Annotated in this window: 25 protein-coding genes; 21 read left to right on the forward strand and 4 right to left on the reverse strand. The window is 62.1% G+C overall.

Annotated elements, in window-relative coordinates:
- Positions 1–200: 200 nt before the first annotated feature.
- The 3 genes from ABD654_RS09690 (at position 201) to ABD654_RS09700 (ending at position 4274) form a co-directional block, all read left to right on the forward strand.
- On the forward strand, positions 201–1709 hold the full coding sequence (locus ABD654_RS09690; protein WP_344704804.1) for a fumarate hydratase: 1509 nt from the start codon (positions 201–203) through the stop codon (positions 1707–1709).
- Between the two features lie 102 nt (positions 1710–1811).
- A complete protein-coding gene (gene cls / locus ABD654_RS09695) occupies positions 1812–3230 on the forward strand; it encodes a cardiolipin synthase (RefSeq protein WP_344704679.1) in 1419 nt (472 codons plus the stop codon).
- Positions 3231–3356: 126 nt separating this feature from the next.
- Positions 3357–4274, forward strand: coding sequence for a LysR substrate-binding domain-containing protein (locus ABD654_RS09700; RefSeq protein WP_344704680.1), 918 nt, complete (start codon positions 3357–3359; stop codon positions 4272–4274).
- A 7-nt stretch (positions 4275–4281) separates the two neighbouring features.
- On the opposite strand, the gene ABD654_RS09705 is transcribed toward ABD654_RS09700, so the two are convergent.
- A complete protein-coding gene (locus ABD654_RS09705; protein ID WP_344704681.1) occupies positions 4282–5376 on the reverse strand; it encodes a bifunctional nicotinamide-nucleotide adenylyltransferase/Nudix hydroxylase in 1095 nt (364 codons plus the stop codon).
- 157 nt (positions 5377–5533) lie between these two features.
- Between ABD654_RS09705 and ABD654_RS09710 the strand changes: the two genes are divergently transcribed.
- A complete protein-coding gene (locus ABD654_RS09710) occupies positions 5534–6436 on the forward strand; it encodes a YihY/virulence factor BrkB family protein (RefSeq protein ID WP_344704682.1) in 903 nt (300 codons plus the stop codon).
- 69 nt (positions 6437–6505) lie between these two features.
- Entirely contained in the window at positions 6506–6799 is a 294-nt protein-coding gene (locus ABD654_RS09715) for an acylphosphatase (RefSeq protein WP_344704683.1), read from the forward strand.
- Between the two features lie 38 nt (positions 6800–6837).
- Here ABD654_RS09715 and ABD654_RS09720 read toward each other — a convergent pair whose 3' ends face one another.
- A complete protein-coding gene (locus ABD654_RS09720) occupies positions 6838–7776 on the reverse strand; it encodes a D-2-hydroxyacid dehydrogenase (protein WP_344704684.1) in 939 nt (312 codons plus the stop codon).
- A 312-nt stretch (positions 7777–8088) separates the two neighbouring features.
- Here ABD654_RS09720 and aspS point away from each other — a divergent pair, with 312 nt between their 5' ends.
- The 12 genes from aspS (at position 8089) to ABD654_RS09780 (ending at position 18537) form a co-directional block, all read left to right on the forward strand.
- Positions 8089–9870 (forward strand): aspartate--tRNA ligase, encoded by a 1782-nt coding sequence (gene aspS, locus ABD654_RS09725; protein ID WP_344704685.1) that lies wholly within the window; start codon positions 8089–8091, stop codon positions 9868–9870.
- A 94-nt stretch (positions 9871–9964) separates the two neighbouring features.
- Positions 9965–10525, forward strand: a complete 561-nt coding sequence (gene ruvC / locus ABD654_RS09730; RefSeq protein WP_344704686.1) for a crossover junction endodeoxyribonuclease RuvC — start codon at positions 9965–9967, stop codon at positions 10523–10525.
- 43 nt (positions 10526–10568) lie between these two features.
- The gene (gene ruvA, locus ABD654_RS09735; RefSeq protein ID WP_344704687.1) at positions 10569–11168 is read left to right on the forward strand and encodes a Holliday junction branch migration protein RuvA; all 600 of its coding nucleotides are present in this window, start codon (positions 10569–10571) and stop codon (positions 11166–11168) included.
- 44 nt (positions 11169–11212) lie between these two features.
- Entirely contained in the window at positions 11213–12250 is a 1038-nt protein-coding gene (ruvB, locus tag ABD654_RS09740) for a Holliday junction branch migration DNA helicase RuvB (RefSeq protein WP_344704689.1), read from the forward strand.
- Complete coding sequence (ybgC, locus tag ABD654_RS09745; protein ID WP_344704690.1) at positions 12247–12669, forward strand: tol-pal system-associated acyl-CoA thioesterase; 423 nt, start codon at positions 12247–12249, stop codon at positions 12667–12669. The genes ruvB and ybgC overlap by 4 nt, the downstream gene beginning before the upstream one ends.
- Before the next feature lie 114 nt (positions 12670–12783).
- Entirely contained in the window at positions 12784–13476 is a 693-nt protein-coding gene (gene tolQ / locus ABD654_RS09750) for a protein TolQ (protein ID WP_344704691.1), read from the forward strand.
- Between the two features lie 14 nt (positions 13477–13490).
- Positions 13491–13928 (forward strand): protein TolR, encoded by a 438-nt coding sequence (gene tolR, locus ABD654_RS09755; RefSeq protein ID WP_344704692.1) that lies wholly within the window; start codon positions 13491–13493, stop codon positions 13926–13928.
- A complete protein-coding gene (gene tolA, locus ABD654_RS09760; protein WP_344704693.1) occupies positions 13921–14889 on the forward strand; it encodes a cell envelope integrity protein TolA in 969 nt (322 codons plus the stop codon). The genes tolR and tolA overlap by 8 nt, the downstream gene beginning before the upstream one ends.
- Entirely contained in the window at positions 14889–16205 is a 1317-nt protein-coding gene (gene tolB / locus ABD654_RS09765; protein WP_344704694.1) for a Tol-Pal system beta propeller repeat protein TolB, read from the forward strand. The genes tolA and tolB overlap by 1 nt, the downstream gene beginning before the upstream one ends.
- A 42-nt stretch (positions 16206–16247) precedes the next feature.
- Positions 16248–16826, forward strand: a complete 579-nt coding sequence (gene pal / locus ABD654_RS09770) for a peptidoglycan-associated lipoprotein Pal (protein WP_344704695.1) — start codon at positions 16248–16250, stop codon at positions 16824–16826.
- Positions 16827–16902: 76 nt separating this feature from the next.
- A complete protein-coding gene (ybgF, locus tag ABD654_RS09775; protein ID WP_344704696.1) occupies positions 16903–17733 on the forward strand; it encodes a tol-pal system protein YbgF in 831 nt (276 codons plus the stop codon).
- 42 nt (positions 17734–17775) lie between these two features.
- Positions 17776–18537, forward strand: coding sequence for a YciK family oxidoreductase (locus ABD654_RS09780; RefSeq protein ID WP_344704697.1), 762 nt, complete (start codon positions 17776–17778; stop codon positions 18535–18537).
- Positions 18538–18570: 33 nt separating this feature from the next.
- On the opposite strand, the gene ABD654_RS09785 is transcribed toward ABD654_RS09780, so the two are convergent.
- Together ABD654_RS09785 and ubiG are read right to left on the reverse strand one after the other, a co-directional pair.
- On the reverse strand, positions 18571–19233 hold the full coding sequence (locus ABD654_RS09785; protein WP_344704698.1) for an HAD-IA family hydrolase: 663 nt from the start codon (positions 19231–19233) through the stop codon (positions 18571–18573).
- On the reverse strand, positions 19230–19967 hold the full coding sequence (ubiG, locus tag ABD654_RS09790) for a bifunctional 2-polyprenyl-6-hydroxyphenol methylase/3-demethylubiquinol 3-O-methyltransferase UbiG (RefSeq protein ID WP_344704699.1): 738 nt from the start codon (positions 19965–19967) through the stop codon (positions 19230–19232). Before ubiG ends, ABD654_RS09785 begins: the two co-directional genes overlap by 4 nt.
- A 96-nt stretch (positions 19968–20063) precedes the next feature.
- On the opposite strand from ubiG, the gene ABD654_RS09795 reads away from it, so the two are divergent.
- The 4 genes from ABD654_RS09795 to tamA all read left to right on the forward strand — a co-directional run bounded on the left by ABD654_RS09795 (position 20064) and on the right by tamA (position 24937).
- Positions 20064–20960: a UTP--glucose-1-phosphate uridylyltransferase gene (locus ABD654_RS09795; protein ID WP_344704700.1), complete on the forward strand. Its 897-nt coding sequence runs from the start codon at positions 20064–20066 to the stop codon at positions 20958–20960.
- Positions 20961–20962: 2 nt separating this feature from the next.
- A complete protein-coding gene (locus ABD654_RS09800; protein ID WP_344704701.1) occupies positions 20963–22246 on the forward strand; it encodes a nucleotide sugar dehydrogenase in 1284 nt (427 codons plus the stop codon).
- A gap of 69 nt (positions 22247–22315) precedes the next feature.
- A complete protein-coding gene (locus tag ABD654_RS09805; RefSeq protein ID WP_344704702.1) occupies positions 22316–22972 on the forward strand; it encodes a hypothetical protein in 657 nt (218 codons plus the stop codon).
- 42 nt (positions 22973–23014) lie between these two features.
- Positions 23015–24937: an autotransporter assembly complex protein TamA gene (gene tamA, locus ABD654_RS09810; protein WP_344704703.1), complete on the forward strand. Its 1923-nt coding sequence runs from the start codon at positions 23015–23017 to the stop codon at positions 24935–24937.

Consider the following 24937-nt stretch of genomic DNA (forward strand, 5'->3'; position numbering starts at 1 on the left):
CTGATGGTCATGTTGCCTGCTGGGTGGGGGAGTCGAATGACGGTACTATGCCTGAAGGAACAGCGGGTTGGCGAGTCTCACCCGACGCCACCTGAATAGTTACATAAACTAAAAAACTACACTTAGCCAACTACGCGCAGGCAGAACAGGACGGGTACAATAGAAGTGTCAACGAAAAAACCCCGTGAGGCCGTATGTCCATGACCGTGATTACCCGAGACGACGTAATACAAAGCGTCGCCGATGCGCTGCAGTATATTTCCTACTATCATCCCAAGGATTTTATCGACGCCATGGCCGATGCCCATGAGCGTGAGGAAAACCCCGCCGCCAAGGACGCTATCGCCCAGATCCTGATCAACTCGCGGATGTGCGCTTTCGGCCACCGGCCGATCTGTCAGGACACCGGCATTGTCACGGTGTTTGTCCACGTAGGCATGAACGTACGCTTTGATGCCGATGGCATGAGCCTTGATGACATGGTCAACGAGGGCGTGCGCCGAGCCTACAAGCTACCCGATAACGTGCTGCGCGCCTCCGTGCTCGCCGATCCGGACGGGGCGCGGCAAAACACACGGGACAACACCCCGGCGATTATTCACCACCATCTGGTGCCCGGCGACACGGTCGAGATTCACGTAGCGGCCAAGGGCGGCGGCAGCGAAGCCAAGTCGAAGTTTGCCATGCTCAACCCGTCGGACAGCGTGGTCGACTGGGTAATGGAGCAGCTGCCCAAGATGGGCGCCGGCTGGTGCCCGCCGGGCATGCTGGGCATCGGCATTGGCGGCACCGCCGAGAAAGCCATGCTGCTGGCGAAAGAAGCGCTGCTTGATCCTATCGATATCCAGGCGCTCAAGGAGCGCGGCGCGCAGAACCGCTCCGAAGAGCTGCGCCTGGAGCTTTTCGAGCGGGTCAACGCCAGCGGCATCGGCGCCCAGGGGCTGGGCGGGCTGACCACGGTGCTGGATATCAAGGTCAAGGACTACCCGACCCACGCGGCCAACAAGCCGGTAGCAATCATTCCCAACTGTGCGGCAACACGCCACGCGCATTTTATCCTGGACGGCACCGGACCGGCGGCACTGCCCGCGCCCAAACTCGAAAACTGGCCGGAAATTACCCGAGAAGCCGGGGATAACGTCAAGCGCGTCAACCTCGACAGCATCACCCCGGACGACGTCAAACACTGGCAGCCAGGAGATACGCTGCTGCTCAGCGGTAAATTGCTTACCGGCCGTGACGCTGCCCACAAGCGCATGATCGATATACTCGGCCGCGGCGAGCCGCTGCCGGTGGAGCTGAAAGGGCGGTTTATCTACTACGTCGGCCCGGTCGACCCGGTAGGCGAAGAAGTGGTGGGGCCGGCAGGGCCGACCACCGCCACGCGCATGGATAAGTTCACCCGCACCCTTTTGGAAGACACCGGTCTTCTGGGTATGGTGGGCAAGGCCGAACGTGGTGAAGCAGCGATTGAGGCCATCCGCGACAATCAGGCCGTTTATCTAATGGCGGTAGGCGGCTCAGCCTACCTGGTAGCCCAAGCGATCAAGCGCTCACGCGTCGTGGGCTTTGAAGACTTGGGCATGGAAGCCATCTACGAGTTTGAAGTAGAAGATATGCCGGTCACCGTTGCGGTGGATACCCAGGGAACGTCTATTCACCAGACGGGCCCGGCAAAATGGCAGGCGATTATCGCGGAAAAAGCGTAATATAGAACGCTGATGAGTGGACGCCATTTGTCTGCATAAAGCCCCGCCCGGCGGGGCTTTTTATTGCCTTGTGGCGCTGTTGTTCTTGTCGATGGAGTCTTTATGACGTCTTCGCTAGTGGGCGTGATGGTGGCGCTGTTTTACTTGCTGGGCCTGGTATCAGTGGTAATGGCGCTGATGTCGAGTCGCACCTCGCAAGGCGCGGTGGCCTGGATCATTTCGTTGCTCACCTTTCCTTACGTGGCGGTACCCGCCTACTGGCTGTTTGGTCGCCCACGTTTTTACGGCTATGTCTCTGCCAGAGGCGCACGCGACAGCGTACTGCGCCAAGCACTTTCCGGCTATCGCGCGCAGATCATGCCGCACTTGGCCAAGCCGGGCAGCACCGAAATTCAAGCCGTCGAACAGCTTGCGATGATGCCGCTGACCCGGGGGAACCAGGCTGACCTGCTGATTGACGGTAAGGCCACCTTCAGTAGCCTGTTTGCCGGTCTGGATAGCGCGCAAAAATATATCCTGGTGCAGTTTTTCATTGTCCGTGATGATGCCTTGGGCCAGCGGTTGAAAAAACACCTGTTTAAGGCGGTAGAGCGAGGCGTGCAGGTGCACTTTCTCTACGACGAGATCGGCAGTCACGCGCTGAGCGAGGCATACCTGGCCGAACTGAATGCGGCAGGCGTATCTGTAAGTCCGTTTCGTTCCTCCCGGGGGCTGCGCCATCGTTTCCAGATTAATTTTCGCAACCATCGCAAGGTCACCGTGGTAGACGGCCAAAAGGGCTGGGTTGGCGGCCTGAACGTGGGCGTGGAATATCTAGGGCAAAGCAAGCGTCACGGCGCCTGGCGTGATACTCACCTGGCACTTGAAGGGCCCAGCGTACTGGGGCTTCAAGAAGCCTTTTGGGAAGACTGGCACTGGGCGACAGGCGAGGTGCTCGAACTTGACTGGCAGCCTTGCGTTGCCAAAACGGCAGACCATCCGGTGGTTATCGTGCCGTCTGGCCCGGCAGACCAGCAGGATACCGCCAGCTTGCTGGTGCAAAACCTGATTTATAGCGCCAAAGAGCGGCTATGGTTGACCAGCCCGTACTTTGTTCCCGATCAGGGCGTGCAAGATGCGCTGCGCCTGGCGGCCATGCGCGGCGTTGACGTACGCGTGATGATGCCGGAGCGGCCTGATCATCTGCTGGTATACTGGTCGGCGCTGGCATTTTTACCGGACATGCTGCGCGGTGGCGTAAAAATATACCGTTACCTACCCGGATTCTTACACCAAAAAGTTATTCTAATTGACAGCGATGCAGCAAGCATTGGGACTGTTAATCTTGATAATCGCTCATTTCGGCTAAATTTTGAAATCACTGCTTTTCTCCCTTGCACCCACTTTGCCGCTGACGTTGATGCTATGCTACGCCGTGATTTTCACCAGTGCCGTGAGGTCAGCCTTGACGAGCTGCGAGGGCAGCCGCTATGGAAAAAAGTCATATCACGCGCGGCGTATTTAACTTCCCCTATCCAATAGCTGCCGTAGCACACGCTTGCTGGCGCCCTTTATCGTTAAACGGTTTTCCTGCATCGATAAATGAGATGACCTGCTAACACCACGTTGACTACGTACAGAAACGTCCGGGGCAAAAAGGAGACAAGGGTGAACCTGGAAACAAAATGGCTCGAAGATTTTGTCGCCCTGGCCAATACGCGCAGCTTTTCGGGATCGGCACGCCAGCGACACGTTACCCAGCCGGCCTTTAGCCGGCGCATTCGTGCGCTTGAACAGGCCGTGGGAGCCACCCTGGTCGATCGTTCCACAACGCCTATCGGCCTAACCGCAGAAGGGCAGCTGTTTTTGGTAACGGCACGCCACCTGGTTGAGCAGCTCAACGAGTCGCTGAGCCATCTGCGCGGGCTTTCCATTGCCAACGAAGCGCTGGATATCGTGGCCGCTCATTCCCTGGCGCTAAGCTTTTTCCCGCCATGGATTTCGCGTTTACAAAAAGGGCTCGGAGAGCTGCCCACGCGCCTGGTAGCAATGAACGTTGGCGATGCCATTCACGTATTGCGCGAGGGCAACTGCGACCTGATGCTGGCGTATTACGATCCGTTTGCCACCATGCAGCTGGACCAGGACGTGTTCCCGTCGTTTTCTGTCGGCAAGGTCAAAATGCTGCCGGTAACGCTGCCGGATAACAGCGGTGCGCCGCGCTATTCGCTGACCGACGCAGGGCCGATTCCTTATATGGCCTACACGCAAGGCGCATTTCTCGGACGCAGCGTACGGATGCTGTTAAAAAACGATCCGCTGCGTCTGCGACTGCGTACCGTATACGAAACCGCCATGGCCGAGGGGCTCAAAAGCATGGTGCTGCACGGCTTTGGCGTTGCCTGGATTCCCGACTTTTGCATTCGAGACGAGCTGAGAACCGGCCGTTTGGTACGCGCCGGCGGCGAAACCTGGGATATCCCCCTGGAAATTCGCCTATATCGCTGCTCGCTGGTACACAAACCCGGCGTGGAACGGCTCTGGAAGCAAATGATGGAGCTGCCGCGCGACTTTCTTCAGGCCTGAGCGTTACTTAAATGCTGCTGCCAAAATCGGCAGGCAGACCAAGAAAGTTTTGAATGATAAAGAAATGATCCTCAAACAGACTTTCCGGCTCCAGATCGGCCAGCGCTACCCAGCGGGCGTGATCGCCGCCCTTGACCGGTTTCAAGCGCGGTAGCTGCTGGTCCGGGCGCAGGGCAAAGTAAAATGCCTCGGCCAGGGTGCGCCCGCGCCAGCTGCGGTGCGGTTCATCGAAAAGCCGCTGCCCCCGCAGTGATCCTTTAAGCACAGGTTCGGGCACCTTGAGCCGAATGCGTTCGCGCAGCTCGCGCAGGCAGGCATCCAACAGCCGCTCGTGGGGGCTGATAAAGCCGCCGGGCAGTGCATACAGGCCTTTTCCCGGCGCGGCGCTGCGCCGGGCCAGCAAAATATGCCCAGATTGCACCACAACTGCATTGACGGTGACAAAAATCGGCGGGTAGGGGGCATCCGCCCAGGCGCGGCGATACTGCTCCAGCAGACGCTGCTCCTCGATCAGCTGATGATACGGCGGCGTTTGGCAAAATGCCTCGATGCGTGCTACTACGCCCGGCGGCAGTTCATGAAAGGCGCCGGTGCTTAAATAGTCGGCGCTGGAGATCGACGAGCGAAACACGCGCTCGCGTATCTGGCTGGCCGAGATGCCTTCAACCAGCGCAACGCTGACCGACTCCCACTGGGGAAAAAGCGATAGATAGTAGCTGGACTGCCCGCGACTGGCGCCAATCAGGCCGATGCGCGGCAGGCGCGCGTTGCCTGACACGGTGAGATCGCGCACCCGGCTTTGCACATCGCGCACCCAGACATCATCGTTATATAACGCGTCCAGCAGCGGGCTGATTTCCAATCGCTGGTTGTCATCATCGTCAAACCCCGAGCGCAGCATGGCCTGACGTTCGTCAAAGCGCCAGGGATTGCGCAGCGAACGTGCCTGCCAGGCCGACCCCACCAGCACGATAACCTGGCGGGCGCGTTTGAGCGCCTCACGAATAACCGCAACGTGGCCCAAGTGCGGCGGCTGGAAACGGCCGATGAAAACCAGGCAGTCAAAATCAAATCGCGTTGCGACCGTACGGCCTTGCACCATATTGATGTCCTTTAATAGGAAGCACGTTCAGGGTAAACACGCCGTTGAAGGCGCCATTGTGGCAGCCGAACGCTAAACGTGTAACGAAGCGCCCCAGCGAAACCTGAGCAGGTTCGATATGCTGGGCACACGATACACAACCACAGGAAGGTAGGTAATGAAACGCACGATTCTCTTCTGGGTCAACGTGTTGCAAGACGCCGTCAGCGTATGGCTGGCACGTAACGCTTTCAGCTATGCCGGATCGCTGGCGTTTTACACGCTGTTTTCTCTGGCACCTACCATGATTATCGCCGTGACCGTCATCGGCGTGGTGATGGGGCCAGAAGCCGCCCAGGGGCAGATCGTCACGCAGCTGCAGGATACGCTTGGTCCGGAGGTGGCAAAGGCCATTGAGCAGGCAGTGGCCCAGTCGCGCATTGAACAGGCCGGTATTTTGCCCACGCTGCTAGGCATCGGCACGTTGCTCATCGGGGCAACCACCGTTTTTGCTCAGATGCAGTTTTCACTCAATACAATCTGGGGCGTTACCGCTAAACCTACCACCAACAGTTTGTTGATTTTCATTAAAAATCGACTGCTGTCGCTGACGGTGGTGCTATCCATCGGCTTTACCCTGCTGGTTTCACTGGTCTTGGGCGTAGTAGTCAGCGCCATGCTGCATGCCGCCAATTATCTGTTCCCGTACGCCGCACTTTTGACGCAAGGCGTTGAGGCGCTGGTATCACTGGCCGTGGTGACCCTGCTGTTTGCCACAATTTTCAAAGTATTACCCGATGTGATACTGCGGTGGAAAGACGTGTTGATCGGCGCAATAGTAACAGCCGTGCTGTTTACTCTCGGACGTAGCGTGATTGCGCTGTATTTGACGTATACCGCCACGGCATCAACCTACGGTGCGGCAGGCTCGGTCGTTATGATTTTGCTGTGGGTCTATTATTCGTCTCTTATACTTTTGTTTGGCGCGGCCTTTACGCGCGCCTTGCTGTTGCGGCGCGGCCATTCGCTGCTGCCGCGCAATACCGCCGTGCTGGTCAAGCGCGAGCTGGTTCAACACTAACGTCGTTTTCAAAACTAACGTCGTTTTCAACACTGATTTTGTTCCTTTCAAACACCAAGGAGGGCTGCCATGACACGGTCCATGACACAGTGTTACAAAGCAACGGTGACCGGCAAGGTACAAGGCGTAGGGTTTCGCCGGGCGACCCAGGCGCAGGCGCTGTTGCGCCAGATTACCGGCCACGCGATAAACCTGGCAGACGGCCGCGTTGAGGTGGTTATGTACGGCCGTCGCGAGGCACTTGCCGAACTGTGCGAGTGGCTATGGCAGGGCCCGCCCGCTGCCCATGTCACCCACGTTGAATTTGAATCGCGAGACGTGCCGGCCGAGGAGCGCGCGCCGGCAGATTTCACAACTCGCTAAAATTCGGCGCGCCAGGGGCTTGGCGCGCCAAGGCCGGCTTATGACGGGCGCCATGCAGCAAGGTTCTCGGCAGTCAATGCCACAATTTTTTGCCGCGCCTCGGGCGTTATCCAGGCGTTATGAGGCGTGACAATCAAGTTCAGCGGCTCCTCAAGGGCGTCCAGCAGCGCATGGCCGTCACAGGGCGGCTCCTGCGGCAGGGTATCCACGCCCAGCCCGCCCAGCCGGCCTTCGCGCAGAGCGCTGAGCGCGGCATGTTCGTCAATGATGCCGCCCCGGGCGCAGTTGATCAGCAGCAGCGAGGATTTGGCCCGCCGTAGCGCATCTTCATCGATCAGGTGGCGCGTAGCGTCGGTCAGCGGGCAGTGAAGGCTGAGCACGTCCGCCTGAGGAAGCAGCGCATCCAGCGTAGGGCGGGCGTCATCGGCATTGTTTCCCGGACGGGCACAAAAGCTGACGCGCATACCAAACGCCTGTGCCAGCCTGCCCACGGCGCGGCCCAGTTCGCCCTGGCCCACTACCACCAGGTGTTTGCCCGTCAGCTCCAGCGTGGGGTGATCCTGCAGGCAAAAAAAGTCGCTGCGCTGCCATTCGCCGCCGGCAACGTCGCGCTGGTAGCGGGGCAGGCGATGGGCAAGCGCCAGCATCAGCATCATGGTGTGCTGAGATACGCTACGGGTGCCATACCCGGCCACGTTTTTAACGGCAATGCGCCGTTCCCGCGCGGCGTCAAGGTCCACGTTGTTAAGCCCCGTTGCCAGCACGCAGATCAGTTTAAGCTGCGGCAGAGCCGCCAGCGTCTGTGCGTTCAGTACGACTTTGTTGACAATAGCAATATCGGCATCGGCCAGCCTGCCGGCGGCGTTTTGCGCCGTACTTTTGTCATATACCGTTAAGCGATCAACCTGCTGACGCACAGGCGTTAAATCAACGGCTGGTCCTAAACTTTGGGCATCCAGCATTACGGCATGGGTCATGGTGGTCTCCGTGTCAGTGGTAATCGGCGCGCCATGCAAATGGAGCGCCTGCTAAGCAGCGGGCGCTTTGCGCCGGTGGCCTTTTACGCGGATGGCCTTGCTCGCCAAGGGTAACAAAAGGGTATAATGCTCGCTTTGACAATAGGCGCTTAGGCGTTTGCTTGCTACCCGGCAGGCAGGCGAATACGCAACGGCGCCGGCCGGCGCTCGGTGCCCGGCACCTTACTTTGCCACGGATCCATTTTCCGTACTTACTCTCTACGTACTGATTTTCTACGTACTCATTTGCCACGTAACACAACAGGATTTGACATGCGCAGCCATTATTGCGGCCAGCTGAACGAAACATGGGTGGATCAAACGGTTACCGTTTGCGGTTGGGTACATCGTCGCCGCGATCACGGCGGGGTCATTTTCCTCGACATGCGCGATCGCGATGGCATCGCCCAGTTCGTGGTCGATCCCGATACCGCCGATGCGTTCGCCAACGCCGACCGCTCGCGCAGTGAATACGTGCTGCGTCTTACCGGTCTGGTGCGCCTGCGCCCGGAAGGCACGCAGAACCCGGATATGCCCACCGGCATGATCGAAGTGCTGGCAAAAGACGTCGAAATCCTCAACACTGCCGCCACGCCGCCGTTCCAGCTTGACGAGCACGGCAAGGTAGGCGAAGAAGTTCGCCTCAAGCACCGCTACATTGATCTGCGCCACCCGGACATGATCGACAAGCTGCGCCTGCGTTCGCGTATTTCTCACAGCGTGCGCGCGTTTCTGGAAAAGGAAGGCTTTCTCGATATTGAAACGCCGGTGCTGACCCGGGCCACGCCGGAAGGCGCGCGGGACTACCTGGTGCCCAGCCGTACGCACCCGGGCGAGTTTTTCGCGCTGCCCCAGTCGCCCCAGCTGTTCAAGCAGCTGCTGATGGTGTCGGGGCTTGACCGCTACTACCAGATCGCCAAGTGCTTCCGCGACGAAGACCTGCGCGCCGACCGCCAGCCGGAATTTACCCAGATTGATATCGAGGCGTCCTTTGTCGAAGAGGGCGATATCATGGGCATCACCGAGTCCATGATTCGCCAGCTGTTTGCCGAGGTGCTCGACGTCTCGCTGCCCGAGTTTCCGCGCATGACCTGGCACGAGGCCATGCGCCGCTTCGGCTCGGACAAGCCCGACCTGCGCATTCCGCTGGAGCTCACCGACGTTGACGATTTGATGAAAGACGTCAACTTCAAGGTGTTCTCCGGGCCGGCCAACGACGACGACGGCCGCGTGGCCGCGCTCAAGGTACCCGGCGGCGCGTCGCTTTCGCGCAAGGCCATCGACGAGTACACCCGCTTTGTGGGCATCTACGGCGCCAAGGGGCTGGCCTGGATCAAGGTCAACGAGCGTGCCAAGGGCATTGACGGGCTGCAGTCGCCCATCGTCAAGTTCATGGACACCATCATCGAAGACCTGCTCGACCGTCTGGACGCAAAGGACGGCGATATCATCTTCTTCGGTGCCGACAAGGCCAGCGTGGTTAACGAAGCCATCGGTGCGCTGCGTGTGCGCCTGGGGGGCGATCTCGACCTGTATACCCAAAACTGGGCGCCGCTGTGGGTCGTCGATTTTCCCATGTTTGAAACCGACGGCAACGGCCGCTTGAGCCCGCTGCACCACCCGTTCACCGCGCCGGCCTGTACCCCTGACGAGCTCAAGGCTGATCCGGCCCGGGCACTGTCCCGCGCCTACGACATGGTGCTCAACGGCACCGAGCTCGGCGGCGGCTCGATCCGTATCCACGACCAGCAGATGCAGCGCACGGTGCTCGACATCCTGGGGATCGGTGAAGAAGAAGCGCAGGAGAAGTTCGGCTTTCTGCTGGACGCGCTGCAGTACGGCGCGCCGCCCCACGGCGGCCTGGCCTTCGGTCTTGACCGGCTGGTGATGCTGATGACCGGCGCCAGCACCATTCGCGAAGTCATCGCTTTCCCCAAAACCCAGAGTGCGGCTTGCCTGATGACCGATGCGCCCGGTGCGGTAACGTCCGAGCAGCTCAAAGACCTCAACATTCGCCTGCGCCACAAGGCCAAGGCCGATAATACGGCGGAATAGGCCACGCGCGGCTGAGCGTAAACCGCCTGCGCCGGCGCCCACGGGCGCCGGTGTTTTTGTCTTGCAAGGCAAGATACCCGACAGGAGACGTGCCATGACATCTGCCGCGCCGCAGGCCAGCACGCCGACCCTGCGCCTATTGGGCGTTGACCCCGGCTCGCGGATCACCGGCTATGGCGTGATCGATGTGCTAAACGGCAAGCCGCGCTACGTGGCAAGCGGCTGCATCCGTACCGGAGACGGGGCACTTGAGCAGCGCCTGGCACGCATTTACGCAGGACTTGCCAACGTTACCAGCGAGTACCGTCCGGACGATGCCGCCATCGAGCGCGTATTTCTGGCCAAAAACCCCGATTCTGCGCTCAAGCTGGGCCAGGCCCGCGGAAGCGCTCTGGTATGCTTGGCCAACCACGGCCTGGCAGTGGCCGAATACGCCGCCCGCCAGGTAAAACAGGCCGTCACCGGCCAGGGCGGGGCGGATAAAACACAGGTGCAGCACATGGTAACGGCAATGCTGCGCCTTTCCGCCACACCCCAGGAAGACGCCGCCGATGCGTTGGCGATTGCGCTGACCCATGCCTACGCTCAAAGCGGCCAGGTGCCCGTCAGCTCTTCTCGCAGCGCGCGCCGGCGCAGCGGACGCTGGCGGCTGTAGCGCAAAACGCGCTGGATAACGCAGTGAATACAGGACGCATATCATGATCGGACGTTTGACCGGGCAGCTTCAGGAAAAACAGCCGCCTTGGCTGTTGCTTGACGTCAGCGGCGTCGGCTATGAAATCGAGGCGTCGATGACCACGCTGGTCGCGCTGCCGGCCGTGGGCGAAACCGTCGTGCTCTACACCCATCTGACCGTGCGTGACGATGCCCACCTGCTGTACGGATTCATTCGTGAAGGCGAGCGGGCGCTGTTTCGCGCGCTGATCAAAGTCAACGGAGTGGGCCCCAAACTGGCGCTGGCGATCCTTTCGGGGATGGACGAAGATGCGTTCATGCGCTGCGTACACGACGACGATGCCAAGGCGCTGACCAAACTGCCCGGGGTCGGCAAGAAAACCGCCGAACGGCTGATCATCGAAATGCGTGATCGCTTTCCCGAATGGCAGCAGGGGGCGTCACCGCTGCCGCTGGAGGCCGCCGCATCCGTTTGCCAAGACACGCTCGCCGAGGCCGAAGCGGCGCTTATCAGCCTGGGATACAAACCCGGCGAAGCGGCCAAAATGCTTGCCGATCTGGATCCCGGCCAGACCACCGAAGCACTGATCAAAGCGGCGCTGACCCGGCGAATGGGCCGCTAACGCCGGCGCTTGCCTGCGCCATCCTTCATAAGTAGAGCGTCTTTATGATCGAGCATGACCGGCTGATTGCCGCCGAACCCGAACAGGGCGATATCAAAATCGACCATGCCATCCGCCCGCGGCATCTTGCCGATTACATCGGCCAGCCCCGGGTGCGTGAACAGCTCGAAATTTTTATCGGGGCCGCGCGGCTGCGCGAAGAAAGTCTGGATCACACCCTGGTGTTTGGCCCGCCCGGGCTTGGCAAAACCACGCTGGCCAACATCATCGCCGCGGAAATGGGCGTGGGGCTCAAGTCCACCTCCGGGCCGGTGCTTGAGCGTGCCGGCGATCTGGCCGCGATTTTAACCAATCTGGAGCCGGGGGATGTGCTGTTTATCGACGAAATTCACCGGCTTTCGCCGGTCGTCGAAGAAGTGCTGTATCCCGCCATGGAAGACTTCCAGCTGGATATCATGATCGGCGAAGGCCCCGCGGCGCGCTCGATCAAGCTTGATTTGCCGCGCTTTACCCTGGTGGGCGCCACCACCCGGGCCGGGCTTTTGACTTCGCCGCTGCGCGACCGTTTCGGTATCGTTCAGCGTTTGGAGTTTTATAATCTGGAAGAGCTTGCCACCATCGTGACGCGCTCGGCCAGGCTTTTGCAGGTAGCGGCAAGCGACGACGGCGCGGTGGAAATCGCCCGGCGTTCGCGTGGCACGCCGCGCATTGCCAACCGCCTGCTGCGCCGGGTACGCGACTATGCCGATATCAAAGGCGAGGGGCATATCAACGTAGCCATCGCGGACGCCGCGCTCAACATGCTCAACGTCGACCATCACGGCCTGGATCATATGGACCGCCGGCTGTTGCTTGCCATGATGGACAAGTTTGACGGCGGTCCGGTCGGCGTGGACTCCCTCGCAGCGGCCATCGGCGAGGAGCGCGATACCATTGAAGACGTCATCGAGCCTTATTTGATTCAGCAGGGGCTAATGATGCGCACGCCCCGCGGGCGCGTGGTAACCCGCCAGGCCTGGTCGCACTTCGGCCGCGCGCCCCATGAAGACGCCGTACAAGCGGCCGGGGAGGTACGCCCGTGAGCTGTCAGGACACGCATCAGCACCATACGTTCACGCTGCCGGTGCGCGTGTATATTGAGGACACCGACGCCGGCGGCATCGTCTATTACGTCAACTATCTCAAGTTCATGGAGCGCGCCCGCAGCGAGTGGCTGCGCGAGCGCGGTTTTACCCAAGCCTCGCTGCTGGCCGAGCAGATTCAGCTGGTGGTCTACCGGCTGGACTGCCACTATGCCCGTCCGGCCCGGCTTGACGACGCCCTGGCGGTGACCGCCAGCGTGGTAGCGCAGAGCCGCTGCCGCATGACGTTTGCTCAGGAAGTCTGGCATGACGACACCCAGCTGTGCTGCGCCAACGTCGAGATTGCCTGCCTGGACGCCCGCCGTATGCGGCCGCGCGCCTGGCCGGAAGCGCTTGCCGGGATTGCACAAGCAACGTGAAAATATCGCGCTGCCGGGCGTTTTCAGCGCTGCCAGCGTATAGACGCGTTACCCTAAAGCCTGCTGCAGGTCCGATCAGCACCACACTTTTCACCACCTGGAAAGAGGACGACCGTGAACGCTACCTCCCTGTCCATCCCTCATTTGATCGCCAACGCCAGCCCGGTGGTTCAGCTTGTGATATTGCTGCTCCTCGTCGGCTCGGTGTTTTCCTGGGTGGTTATTTTTCAGCGCAGCTTTGCCCTGCGCCGCGCCGGGAAAGCCCACAAGGCCTTTGAGGCTACCTTTTGGTCCGGGGTGGATCTTAACGATCTCTACGGCAATATTTCCGCCGATGACGCCCGCCAGGGCAGTGAGCACATTTTTCAGGCCGGATTTCGTGAATTTCACCGCCTGGCGCCTAAAACGCCGCGCGCCGATACGGTCCTGGAAGGCGTGCAGCGCAGCATGCGCGTAGCCTGGTCGCGTGAAGAAGAGCGCCTGAACCGCCATCTGGTTTTTCTCGCCACGGTTGCCTCGGCCAGCCCTTATATCGGCCTTTTCGGCACCGTGTGGGGCATTATGGGCTCGTTTCAATCGCTTTCCATGGCCCAACAGGCCACTCTTGCCACGGTCGCTCCCTGGATTGCCGAAGCGCTAATCGCCACGGCCATGGGCCTGCTGGCAGCGATTCCCGCCGTGATTTTCTATAACCGCCTGTCAAGCCGGGCCTCGCGCCTGCTGGGCGAGTACGAAAACTTTGCCGAAGAGTTCTACGCCATACTGCATCGCAATTTGCAGGGGCGCGGTGACGCCCCTGCCCGCTAAATCGGGAGATTTCCATGCAGGGACCTTTCAATCGCCGCGGCCGGCGCCGCCCGATGGCGGAAATCAACGTGGTACCGTTTATCGACGTGATGCTGGTACTGCTGGTCATCTTCATGATTACCGCCCCCATGCTCCATCAGGGCGTTGACGTGGCGCTGCCCCAGGCGTCCGCCGAGCCTATCGACACCCCGGACAACATCGAGCCGGTGATTGTCTCAGTCGACAAGGCCGGCGACTACTACATCACGCTGGGCGAGGACACCAGCGCCGTTGCGGCTGACGAACTCTCCCGCCGCGTCGGCGCTATCGTACAGCGTCGCCCTGAAACGCCGGTCATGGTGCGCGGCGATCGCCACGTCGCCTACGGCCAGGTAGTGGCGTTAATGACGACGCTGCAGCGCTCGGGCGTGGCCAGCGTCGGGCTGATGTCCGAGCCGAGTCGCGATGAGTAAGCGCGCCGCCAACCGCTATTTCTGGCCGACGGTATGGGCCGTGGCGCTGCATCTGGGGGTAGCGGCGCTGAGCCTGGTGACCCTGCCCCGGGGCGAAGCAACGCCCGAGTCTTCCGCTATTGTCCAGGCGAGACTGATCAGCACTGAAACCCGCACCGATAAAGCCCAGCAGGTTGAAGCGCCGCCGGCCGCTGCCGGCAATCAGCCAGCAAAACCGGCGCCCGAGCCGAGGTCCGAACCAGCCCCGCCAAAAGAGCAGAAGCAAAAGCTGGAGCAAAAAATCATCGACCAGGCCCGGGACATGGCCACACAGCGCAAGCAAAAAGCGCTGGAACAGGCCAAGGCCAGCGCCCGGGCCGAGGCCGAACGCCGTACTGAAAAAGCACGCCAAAAAGCCCGGGAAGCCGCCGAGCGCAAAAAAGAGCGTGCCCAAGCCGAAGCCCGGCGCAAGCGCGAAGCGGCTGAAAAGGCCGCAGCGGAACAAGCCGCCCAAGAAAAGGCCGAAAAAGCCCGCCAAAAGCGCGAAGCCGAAGAAAAACGCCGGCAAGCGCAAGCGGCCAAGGAACGCGCCGAGCAGCAAAAGCGCGAACGGGAAGCCGCCGAAGCGGCGCTGCAGCGTAAGCTTGAAGGCGAACAACAGGCCGCGGCCAAGGCGCGCCAGGCCGAAAAAGCCGCCAACAGCTTTATCGCCGTTGTGCGCAGCGCCGTCGAGCAGGCCTGGCGCATTCCACCGCGGGCTGGCGACCACATGCGTGCTACGGTCCGCGTGCGTCTGGGCCCCTCTGGCGAAGTGCTGGCCGCGACGGTGGCGCAGTCAAGCGGTAGCGACGGCTTCGACAATGCAGCGGTACAGGCCGTGGAAGCCGCCGCGCCGTTTGCCGAGCTTCTCGACCTGCCGCCGGCGCAGCAGGCTGAACTGCGCCGATTCAACCTACGTTTCACACCCGGAGAAATTCGCTGATGATAACGCCAGGATACCTTTCCCTGTGCCGCGCCGCACGGTTTGTGCAGATCGCCGTGCTGTTGGCTGTCGTACTGTTCAGCAGCGCGGCGAGCGCCAACCTGACCATCGAAATCACCCGGGGCAGCGATAGGGCCTTGCCCATCGGCGTAGTGCCGTTCGCCGGCGCCGAGGGCATGCCCGAAGACGTCGCACAGATTGTTCAAAATGATCTCAAACGCAGCGGCTATTTTGCCCCACTCGGCCGCGATGCCATGCTGGCCCGTCCGCATCGCGCCGACGATGTTGCCTTTGGCGAGTGGCGCTCGCTGGACGTGCGCTACCTGCTGGTCGGGCGCGCCGAATCCGCCGACGGCGGCTACCAGATTGCCTACGACTTGCTGGACATCAGCGGCGGCCGGCCGATGCTGCAAGAGCGCATCACCGCCAACGGCAATAGCCTGCGCGGGGCAGCACATCGCATCAGCGACGCCGTCTTTGAAGCCGTCACCGATATTCCCGGCGCGTTTTCTACCCGTATTGCCTACGTGACGTCAAAAGGCGTGGGCGAGCGCATCGATTACGGGCTTTACGTGGCCGATGCTGACGGCCATAACGGCCGCCGGGTGCTCCGCTCGGACGAGCCGATCATGTCACCGGCCTGGTCGCCGGACGGTGAAAAGCTGGCCTATGTATCGTTTGAAAGCCAGCGCCCGGCCATCTACGTGCAGCAGGTGGCCAGCGGCGAGCGCATCAAACTGACCGATTTCGAGGGCATCAACGGCGCCCCCGCCTGGTCGCCGGACGGGCGTAAGCTGGCCATGTCACTTTCCAAGGACGGCCAGCCGGAAATCTACGTGATGAACCTGGCCAACCGCAGCCTGCAGCGCCTGACGCACAATGCCAGCATCGATACCGAGCCTGACTGGGCCCCGGACGGACGCAGCCTGCTGTTTACCTCGGACCGCAGCGGCGGCCCTCAGCTGTATCGCTATCGTCTGGCCCGTGATCACGCCGAACGGCTGACTTTCACCGGCAAATACAACGCGCGGGGCCGCTTCGGGCCGGACGGTGAGCGAATTTTCATGGTCCACCGTTCCCGGGACGGCTATCAGATTGCGCGCCAGACGCTAGAATCCGGCCGGCTGGTGATCCTTAGCGAAACCACCCACGATGAATCACCAAGTATTGCGCCCAACGGCACCATGGTACTCTTTGCCACCCAGCAGGGCGGGCGAGGCGTGTTGAGTGCGGTCTCGGCCGACGGCCGCGCATCGTTTCGCTTGCCGGCAGCGCAGGGAGACGTGCGCGAGCCCGCGTGGTCACCGTTTTTCTAGCCCTCGTTTTGCCTTATCAAACTGTAGCCCAGGAGTGACACCATGTTTGCATCCATGCCTTCGCTAACGCCGCTGGCCCGCTCGCTTGCCGCGGCGCTGGCTATCGCGGCCGTGGCCGGCTGCTCTACCGGCGCGACCCAAACGGGGGCGTCCGGTAACGCCACCCATGATGACAGCGCCTACGGTGGCAGTGCCCAGAGCACCGCTGCCGGCACTGCAGGCGCCGGCACCGGCACCGGCAGCCAGTACGGTTCAGGCACCGGCGCGGTCGGTCAGCAGGCTGATGCGCGTATCCCCGAGGTACGCACTATCTATTTCGACTTTGACCGCGATACCATTAAAGACGAATACGAATCCGTGGTCATGGCCCATGCCCGCTATCTGCGCGCCAACGACGACACCCGCATCATCCTGAAAGGCCACACCGATGAACGCGGCACGCGTGAATACAACCTGGCGCTGGGCGAGCGCCGGGCCAACGCCGTCAAGCGTTTTTTGCGCGTGCAGGGCGTTTCCGGCTCCCAGGTAAACGTGGTCAGCTATGGAGAAGAGCGCCCGGCAGCGCGCGGGCAGGGGGAAGCCGCCTATACCAAAAACCGCCGCGTCGAGTTCACCTATTAAGCGAGCTTAAGACGCGGCGCCAAAGCGCTTAGCGTTCAGGCCTTTTGGCCGTTTCTTATCGCGCCCAGGAGCCTTCATGAAACCAAGTCATCTGTCGATGCGACCACTGCACTGCCTGATGCTGGCCGTTGCCGTCTGGCCGGTATGTACCCTGGCCCAGCAGCCGGCGGCCCAGCATCTTTCCGGCTCGCCGGACGGGTTTTACGACCAGACCGAAACGCGCCGTTCGCCGGGCAGCCTGGTGCTTTTCAATCAGATACAAGAGCAGCAGCGCGAACTAAAAGAGCTGCGCGGCGGCATTGAAGAGCTGCGCCACGCGTTGGAAAAGCTGCGCCGCCAGTCGCAAAAGCGCTATCTGGACCTTGATCAGCGGCTGGCCAACACCACCGGCGCTGGGGCTGCGGCGTCGCAAGAGGCATCGACAACCTCAGAAACATCGGCAAACGAGGCGTCCGCGCCAGACGCACAGGCCAAAAGCGACGCGGCCGGGCAAAGCGATCGCCCAGCGCAGAGCAGCCAGGCGGCTGACAAGCAGGCGCAAAAGGCGTATCAAACGGCTTTTGCCCACGTTCAAGCCCGAGAGTTTGATCAGGCCATTACCGCGTTTCAGCAGTTTGTCAGCGACTATCCGGATACCCGGCTGACGCCCAACGGCTATTACTGGCTGGGGGAACTGTATGCCGCAGGTGATCAGCTGGACGCCGCCGACCAGGCCTTTACCCGGGTGATCGAGCAGCACACCCAGAGCAGCAAAATGCCCGATGCCATGTATAAGCTGGGCTTGATGAAAGCGCGGCAGGGAAACATCGAGCGCAGCCGCGAGCTGCTTGAGCAGGTTCAGCAAGACTATCCGCAGAGCAGCGCCGCCGGGCTTGCCAGCGACTATTTGCGCCAATCGGCCGATTAAGGCGCGCCGTTTTCAAGTACTGCCTATCGTTTAAGGATTATTATGCACTGTCACATCGACTACCGGCCGGCAGCGGATCTGCTGCAAGGGCGCACGATCCTGGTGACCGGGGCAGGGGACGGCATCGGCCGCGCCGCGGCGCTGGCCTATGCCCGCCACGGTGCCACCGTTATTCTGCTGGGCCGCACCATTGCCAAGCTGGAGAGTACCTACGACGCCATTGAGCAGGCCGGCGGGCCACAGCCGGCGATTTTCCCGCTCAACCTGGAAGGAGCCACCCACAGCGACTATCTAGATATGGCCGAAACGCTTTATCAGGAGTTTGGGCGTCTGGACGGCATTTTGCACAATGCCGGACTGCTGGGTCGCATCACGCCTTTCGAGCAGTACAACCCCGAGCTCTGGGCGCAGGTCATGCAGGTCAACGTCACAGGCCCGGTGTGGATGACCCAGGCGCTGCTGCCGCTGCTCAAGGAATCCAGCGACGCCTCGGTCGTGTTCACGTCTTCCGGGGTGGGGCGCAAGGGGCGCGCGTACTGGGGAGCGTATGCGGTGTCCAAGTTTGCCACCGAAGGCTTTATGGAAGTGCTGGCCGATGAAATGGAAAATCAGCACGCCATTCGCGTCAATACGCTAAACCCCGGGGCTACGCGCACCCAGATGCGGCGCACCGCGTTTCCCGGCGAAGATCCAGAGGCGCTGCGCACGCCTGACGATATCATGCCCACCTACCTGTGGCTGATGGGCCCGGACAGCCAGGGCGTCAGCGGCGAAAAGATCGACGCTCAGCCGCCGCGCCAGTAGCACCGGCGCCGGCTCGGCGCCGGCGCCTTCGCGCTATGCGCCGCTCAGGGCTTTTACCAGGGCCGCGCAGTCGTCAAACCAGAGATCTGCCGGCCACTGGCGGTAGTCGTCCTGTTCGTCGATGTAGCCGTAGCCCACGGCGACGGCGGTCATGCCTGCGGCTCTGGCGGCTTCCATATCGCGCAGGTGGTCGCCGACGTACCAGCAGTCTTCAGGCTTTATTGCCAGCTGCCTGGCGGCTTCCCACAGCGGCTCCGGGGCAGGCTTTTTGACCGGCAGATCGTCAGCGCACAGCAGCGCGCCGGGGCGCAGGGCCAGCGTTTCGATCAGCGGTGCGGCGTAGCGCCGGGGCTTGTTGGTGACAATTCCCCAGGGGCGCCGCTCGCGGTGCCAGCCGGCAAGCCAGAGATCCAGCGGTGCAAAAACCCGGCTGTGAATGGCAAGCGCCTGCTCATAGGCTGCCAGCAGCACCGCGCGTGCGCCATCGTGGGCCGGATGATCAGCGCCAAGCCCCAGCGCCAGCGTCACCAGGGCGCTGCCGCCGTTGGATACCTGGCCGCGAATGACGTCAAACGGCAAAGGATCAAGGCCGTGATAGCGACGCAGCGCGTTGGTGGCAGCGGCGAGGTCCGGGGCGGTATCCACCAGCGTGCCGTCGAGGTCGAAAAGAACGGCTCTGGGCAGGGCAGGCCTCACGCCTCGTCTTCCTGTTTACGGCAGGCCATCATGTAGTTGACCGAAACATCGCGCGGCGCCAGCCGGTAGCGCCGGGTCAACGGGTTATACGTCAGGCCGGTCTGTTCGCTGACGTCCAGCCGGCTTTGCCGGCACCAGGCGGCCATTTCCGACGGGCGAATGAACTTGGCGTAGTCGTGCGTGCCCCGGGGCAGCAGGCCGAGAATATACTCGGCGCCGACAATCGCCAGCGCTCGGGCCTTGGGCGTGCGGTTCAGCGTCGAGAAAAATGCCTGCCCACCCGGACGCAGCAGGCGGCTGCAGGCGGCGATGATGGATGCCGGGTCGGGCACGTGCTCCAGCATTTCCATGCAGGTCACCACATCGAACTGACCGGGCATTTCCTCGGCGAGCGCTTCTACTGCCACGTGCCGATAGTCAATACGCACGTCGCTTTCCTCGGCGTGGCGCCGCGCGGCTTCCAGCGGCGCTTCGCCCAGGTCGATCGCCGTCACTTGCGCCCCGCGGTGGGCCATCGACTCGCTCAGGATGCCGCCTCCGCAGCCCACGTCCAGCACGCGCTTGCCGGCCAGTCCGGCGCGGGCGTCGATAAAATCCAGCCGCAGCGGGTTGATGTCGTGCAGCGGCTTGAAGTCGCCCTCGCGGTCCCACCAGTGATCGGCCAGCGCTTCAAACTTGGCAACTTCCGCGGCGTCGACGTTGCCGCGCGGGGCATCCTGGGTTTTGGCGTGCATGTAGCGCCTCCTTGTGGGCAGTGTGTCGTGTATGATGATCATTCTACTCACTCACGGACCGGAAAGCATGACCGGTAAGCACGATTAAGGACCGCTATGATTCGCAAGGCTGTACTGCCCGTCGCCGGATTCGGCACACGTTGTTTGCCCGCGTCGAAGGCGATCCCCAAGGAGATGATCACCGTGGTCGATCGCCCGGTGATCCAGTATGTGGTGGAAGAAGCCATAGCGGCCGGTATCAGCGAGATTGTGCTGGTCACCAGCGCCAGCAAAAGTGCCATCGAAAACCACTTTGACACCCACGCCGAGCTTGAGGCCAGCCTGGCGGCCAAGGGCAAGCAGGCGCTGCTGGAAAGCATCCGCGATATCATTCCTGACGACGTTAATATCATCAGCGTACGCCAGGGCAAGCCGCTGGGGCTGGGGCATGCCGTGCTCTGCGCGCGCCCGGTCATCGGCGACGACGAGCCCTTTGCCGTGCTGCTGCCGGACGTGCTGGTCGATGAGGCCGAGCGCGGCGGCGCAGCGGGCAGCGATCTGTGCGGCATGCTGGCGGCGTTCGAGCACAGCCGCCAGGCCCAGCTGATGGTGGAAGAGGTCGACTGGGCACACGTCGAGCGTTACGGCATCGTCGCCCCGACAGGCACAATACCGGCCCCCGGCGCGGCCGCGGCGGTAGCCGGCGTGGTGGAAAAGCCCGCGCGTGAGCAGGCGCCGTCGAATCTGGCGGTGATCGGCCGCTATGCGCTGCCCGGCGAAATTTTCCCGCTGCTGGCGGCCACCGCGCCCGGCGCCGGCAACGAGATCCAGCTGACCGACGCCATCGAGTCGCTGCGCCGCCGTCGCGGCGTTCAGGCCTACCGCATGCAGGGCGTCACCTATGACTGCGGCCAGCCGCTTGGCTATCTGGAAGCCACGCTGGCCTACGGGCGTCGTCATCCGACGCTGGGCGATGACGTTTGCGCCCTGATGGCGCGCTACCGGGGAGCATAGCCGTGCGAGTGCTGGTGTATGGCAGTGAACTCAGTGCGGCCACCGCAGCGGCGGCGTTGGCCTGGGTAGGGCACCGGGTCACCTGGCTGCCCCATGCCGATCAGCCCTGGTCCACCTTGCGAGACGCCGACTGGCTGCGCCGGGAGCCCCAGCTTTTCGCTCAGCTGGAGCAAAGCCTGGCCAACGGGCACCTTGCCCTGGTGGACAGCGTCGAATCCCTTCCCGCCGTGGACACGCTCTGGCTTGGTCTTTCTCCTTCTCAGCGCGAAGACGCCGGGGCGCTTTTGCGCCAGCCGGCGGTTCACGGCAACGAACGGCTGATGCTGGTCAATAACGCCACCTTTCCCGTGGGCGAAACCGAGCGTTTGGAGCAGTGCCTGGGCGCCCCCCACATCGGCGTGGCCCTGCCCGACATGCTGGAAGAAGGCCGCGCGTGGGCGACGTTTACCCGGCCCACGCGCTGGCTGCTGGGCTGCGACGACCCTTACGGTGAGCGCCAGGTGCGCGAGCTGCTGCGCGCCTTCAACCGGCGCAGCGAGGTATTTCAGCGGATGCCGCGCCGCGCCGCTGAGCTGACCAAGCTTGCGATCAACGGCATGCTCGCCACTCGCATCAGCTATATGAATGAAATTGCCGGCCTGGCCGATACCCTCGGCGTTGACGTTGAGCACGTGCGCCAGGGCATGGGCGCTGACACGCGCATCGGCTTTGAATACCTTTATCCGGGCTGCGGCTTTGGCGGGCCAAGCTTTTCCCGGGATCTGATGCGGCTGGTCGACGTGCAGTCCTCCAGCGGACGCGCCTCGGCACTGCTCGATCGGGTCATGGACATCAACGAGCAGAAAAAAGAAACCCTGTTTCGCAAGCTTTGGTCGCATTTCGGCGGCGAGCTGCAGGGCAAAACCATCGCGATCTGGGGGGCGGCGTTCAAGCCGGGCACCGCACGCATCGACCACGCCCCGGTGCTCACCCTGCTTGAAGCCCTCTGGGCCCAGGGAGTGCAGGTCAGGCTGCACGATCCCGCCGCGATTCCCGCGCTGCTCGATGCCGTCGGTGAGCGTGATGACCTGACGACATTCACCGCAGATCCGTACCAGGCGTGCGACGGTGCCGACGCGCTGATGCTGGTAACCGAGTGGAAAACCTACTGGAACCCGGACTGGCACCGCCTGGCCTGCACGTTACGCGCTAAACTGGTACTGGACGGGCGCAATATTTATGATCCCGGCTTTGTTGCAAGCTGCGGGCTTTTTTATCGGGGTATTGGCCGGCGTGCAGATCCCTGAAGCGGTGTTTGCGACCTGTTGACGCCCGGTTATTTCATGAAAAGCGCACCATGGCCGTAAGGAGTGCCCATGTCAGATGCCTCTGCCTTTTCGCGCATCGTCCCTGACGTTGATCAGAGCCTGAGTTCCCAGCACCTGCGGCAGCGCCCGCCCAAGCCGCGCCTGTGGCCGCTGTGGCTGATGATCGTCACGCTGACGGCAGCCACGGTGGCGTTAGCCGGCGGCGCCTGGCTGGAGCGCGAGCGGCTGTTGGGGGAGCTGGAGCGCGTGAGCGGCGAAGTCTCCAACCTGCACGCGCGGCTGGCCGCGGATGACAGCGATGTACAAGACAAGATAGCCTTGGTACAAGCGCAGGTACGCACGCTGTTCCAAGAGCAAGAGCAGCTCTCAATGCGCTTTAACGCCACCCGCGACGAGCTGCTGACGCTGATCCCGGCAAGCGATGACAGGGTCTCCGCCGATGCCATTGAAGCCCTGCTGACGCAGGTGAAAAAGCAACAAGAGGCGGCCGGCCTGCGAGATGATCAGCTAACTGCGCTTAGCGAATCGCTTGCGGCGCTGGAGCGCAGCGCGGAAAGCGAACATCGGCGGCTCAGTGAGCGCATGGAAACGCTTTTCGCGGACGCAGGCACCTTTCGCCAGCGGCTTGATACGCTGGAAAACGAAGTGCGCCAGCTACGCCAGTCGCAGCTGGCGCTCAGCGCCCAGCTGGAAATGCTGCGCTAGCCGATGCGCGCCTGACCGATCAGAACACCCAGGATACCCGTGATGGAACCACCCCCCCACCGCCATAATGCCGGCCGGATTGCGCGCTATGCAGCGCTGCCGCTGCTTTGTGTTGCGCCGCTGGCGTTTGCTCTGGATACCGCTATCGACGGTGTTGAAGGCGAGGTCAAGGCCAACATCGAAGCGTATCTGCAAAACATAGAGGCTACCGAATACACCCCTGAGCGTTTGGCCAGCGAGATCAAGCGGCGCAGCGGCGAGGCCATGCGCGTGTACGGCTATTATGAACCTGACATCAGCGTCACCGTGGATACAAAGGGCACGCCCGCACAGCCGAAGGACCGTCCCGGCCAGCAGGATGATAAAAAGCCGGGCGGTAAAAAAAGCGTGCGCATCAAGGTGGCCCCCGGCGAGCAGGTCCGAATTGAAACCCTGGCGATTCATCTGGAAGGCGACGCTCGCAACGACCCGCCGTTTCGCCGCGCGGTGGAGGCGTTTCCATTGGCACAGGGAGATCCGCTGCGCCACGCCCCGTGGGATACGCTAAGCAGTCGCCTTTCGGCAAAGGCGCTTGAGCGCGGCTATTTCGATTGGCGTTTTGCGCAGCAGCGCATGGAAGTGCGTCCGTACCGGCAAAGCGCGCGGCTGTATCTGGATTTCGACAGCGGCCCGCGCTATCGCTTCGGCGAGGTGGTCATCAGCGGTAGCCATATTCAGCCCGATCGGCTTGAGGCCATACGCACGTTTGCGCCGGGCGAGCCGTATCTGGCGCGCTCGATTGCTGAATATAACCAGCGCCTGGCCGAAACCGGCTGGTTCGGCTCGGTCACGGTGCGCCCCCGGCTGGATAGCGCTCAAGAGCTGGCCATAACGCCGGCGTCGCAAGGGCAAAGCTGGTGGCATCAGGCCACAGGCAGCACCGCCGCCAAAACGCAGCAGCTCGCACGTAGCGCGCTGGGTAGCGCGATGCAACTACATCGTCGCCGCAATACCCGCCTGCCGATTGATGCCGTGGTGACCCCGGCCAAGCGCCACCAGTTCGAAGCCGGCGTAGGCTATGCCACCGATGTCGGGCCGCGCCTGCGCTTTTCCTGGGATCAGCCCTGGATCAACCGCTACGGCCACAGCCTCAACCACGATCTTTACCTGTCGGGCCCCGAGCAGCGTTTTTCCGGCGTCTACGAAGTGCCGCTGGCCAACCCGCTGCGCGACAGCTACCGCCTGCAGTACGGCATTAAAAACCGCGACGACGGCGATACCAACTCCCTGGAAGGCACCGTGGAGCTGGCCCGCCGCTGGCAGTTCGACAACGACTGGGTACAGTCGGTGTATCTGCGCACCACCTATGAAGACTTCACCCAGGGCGGCGAGAGCGAAAAAGTCCTTATCTACTATCCCGGTATTCAATGGACGCGCACCCGCACGCGCGAGCAGCGCTTTCCCGTCTGGGGGGATCGCCAGCAGCTCTCGCTTGAGTATTCGGATACGGCCTGGGGCTCGGACGCGCAGTTTTTCCGCCTGACCGGCGATACCCAGTGGATTCGCACGCTGGGCGAGAAAAATCGCTTTGTGGGCGGTCTTGGCGTCGGCGCCATCGAAACCGACGACTTTGCCATGATTCCCCCGTCGCTGCGCTTTTTCGCCGGCGGCGACAACAGCGTGCGCGGCTACTCCTATGAAAGCCTGGCGCCGCGCAACGACAAAGGAAAACTGCGCGGCGGCCAGCAGATGGTGACCGCAAGCGCCGAATATCAGCGTAACGTCACCGGCAACTGGTGGGGGGCCGCCTTCGTTGACACCGGCGACGCCTTTGACAGCTGGGCCCCGGATGATCTGAAAACCGGGGCCGGGCTGGGCGTGCGCTGGGTCTCGCCGGTAGGGCCGGTGCGCTTTGACGTGGCCCACCCGTTTGACGATGACGACGACAGCTGGCGAATCCACTTCTCCATCGGACCGGAATTTTAG

Origin of the sequence: Halomonas cibimaris (assembly GCF_039537045.1) — a bacterium.
GTDB lineage: Bacteria > Pseudomonadota > Gammaproteobacteria > Pseudomonadales > Halomonadaceae > Vreelandella > Vreelandella cibimaris.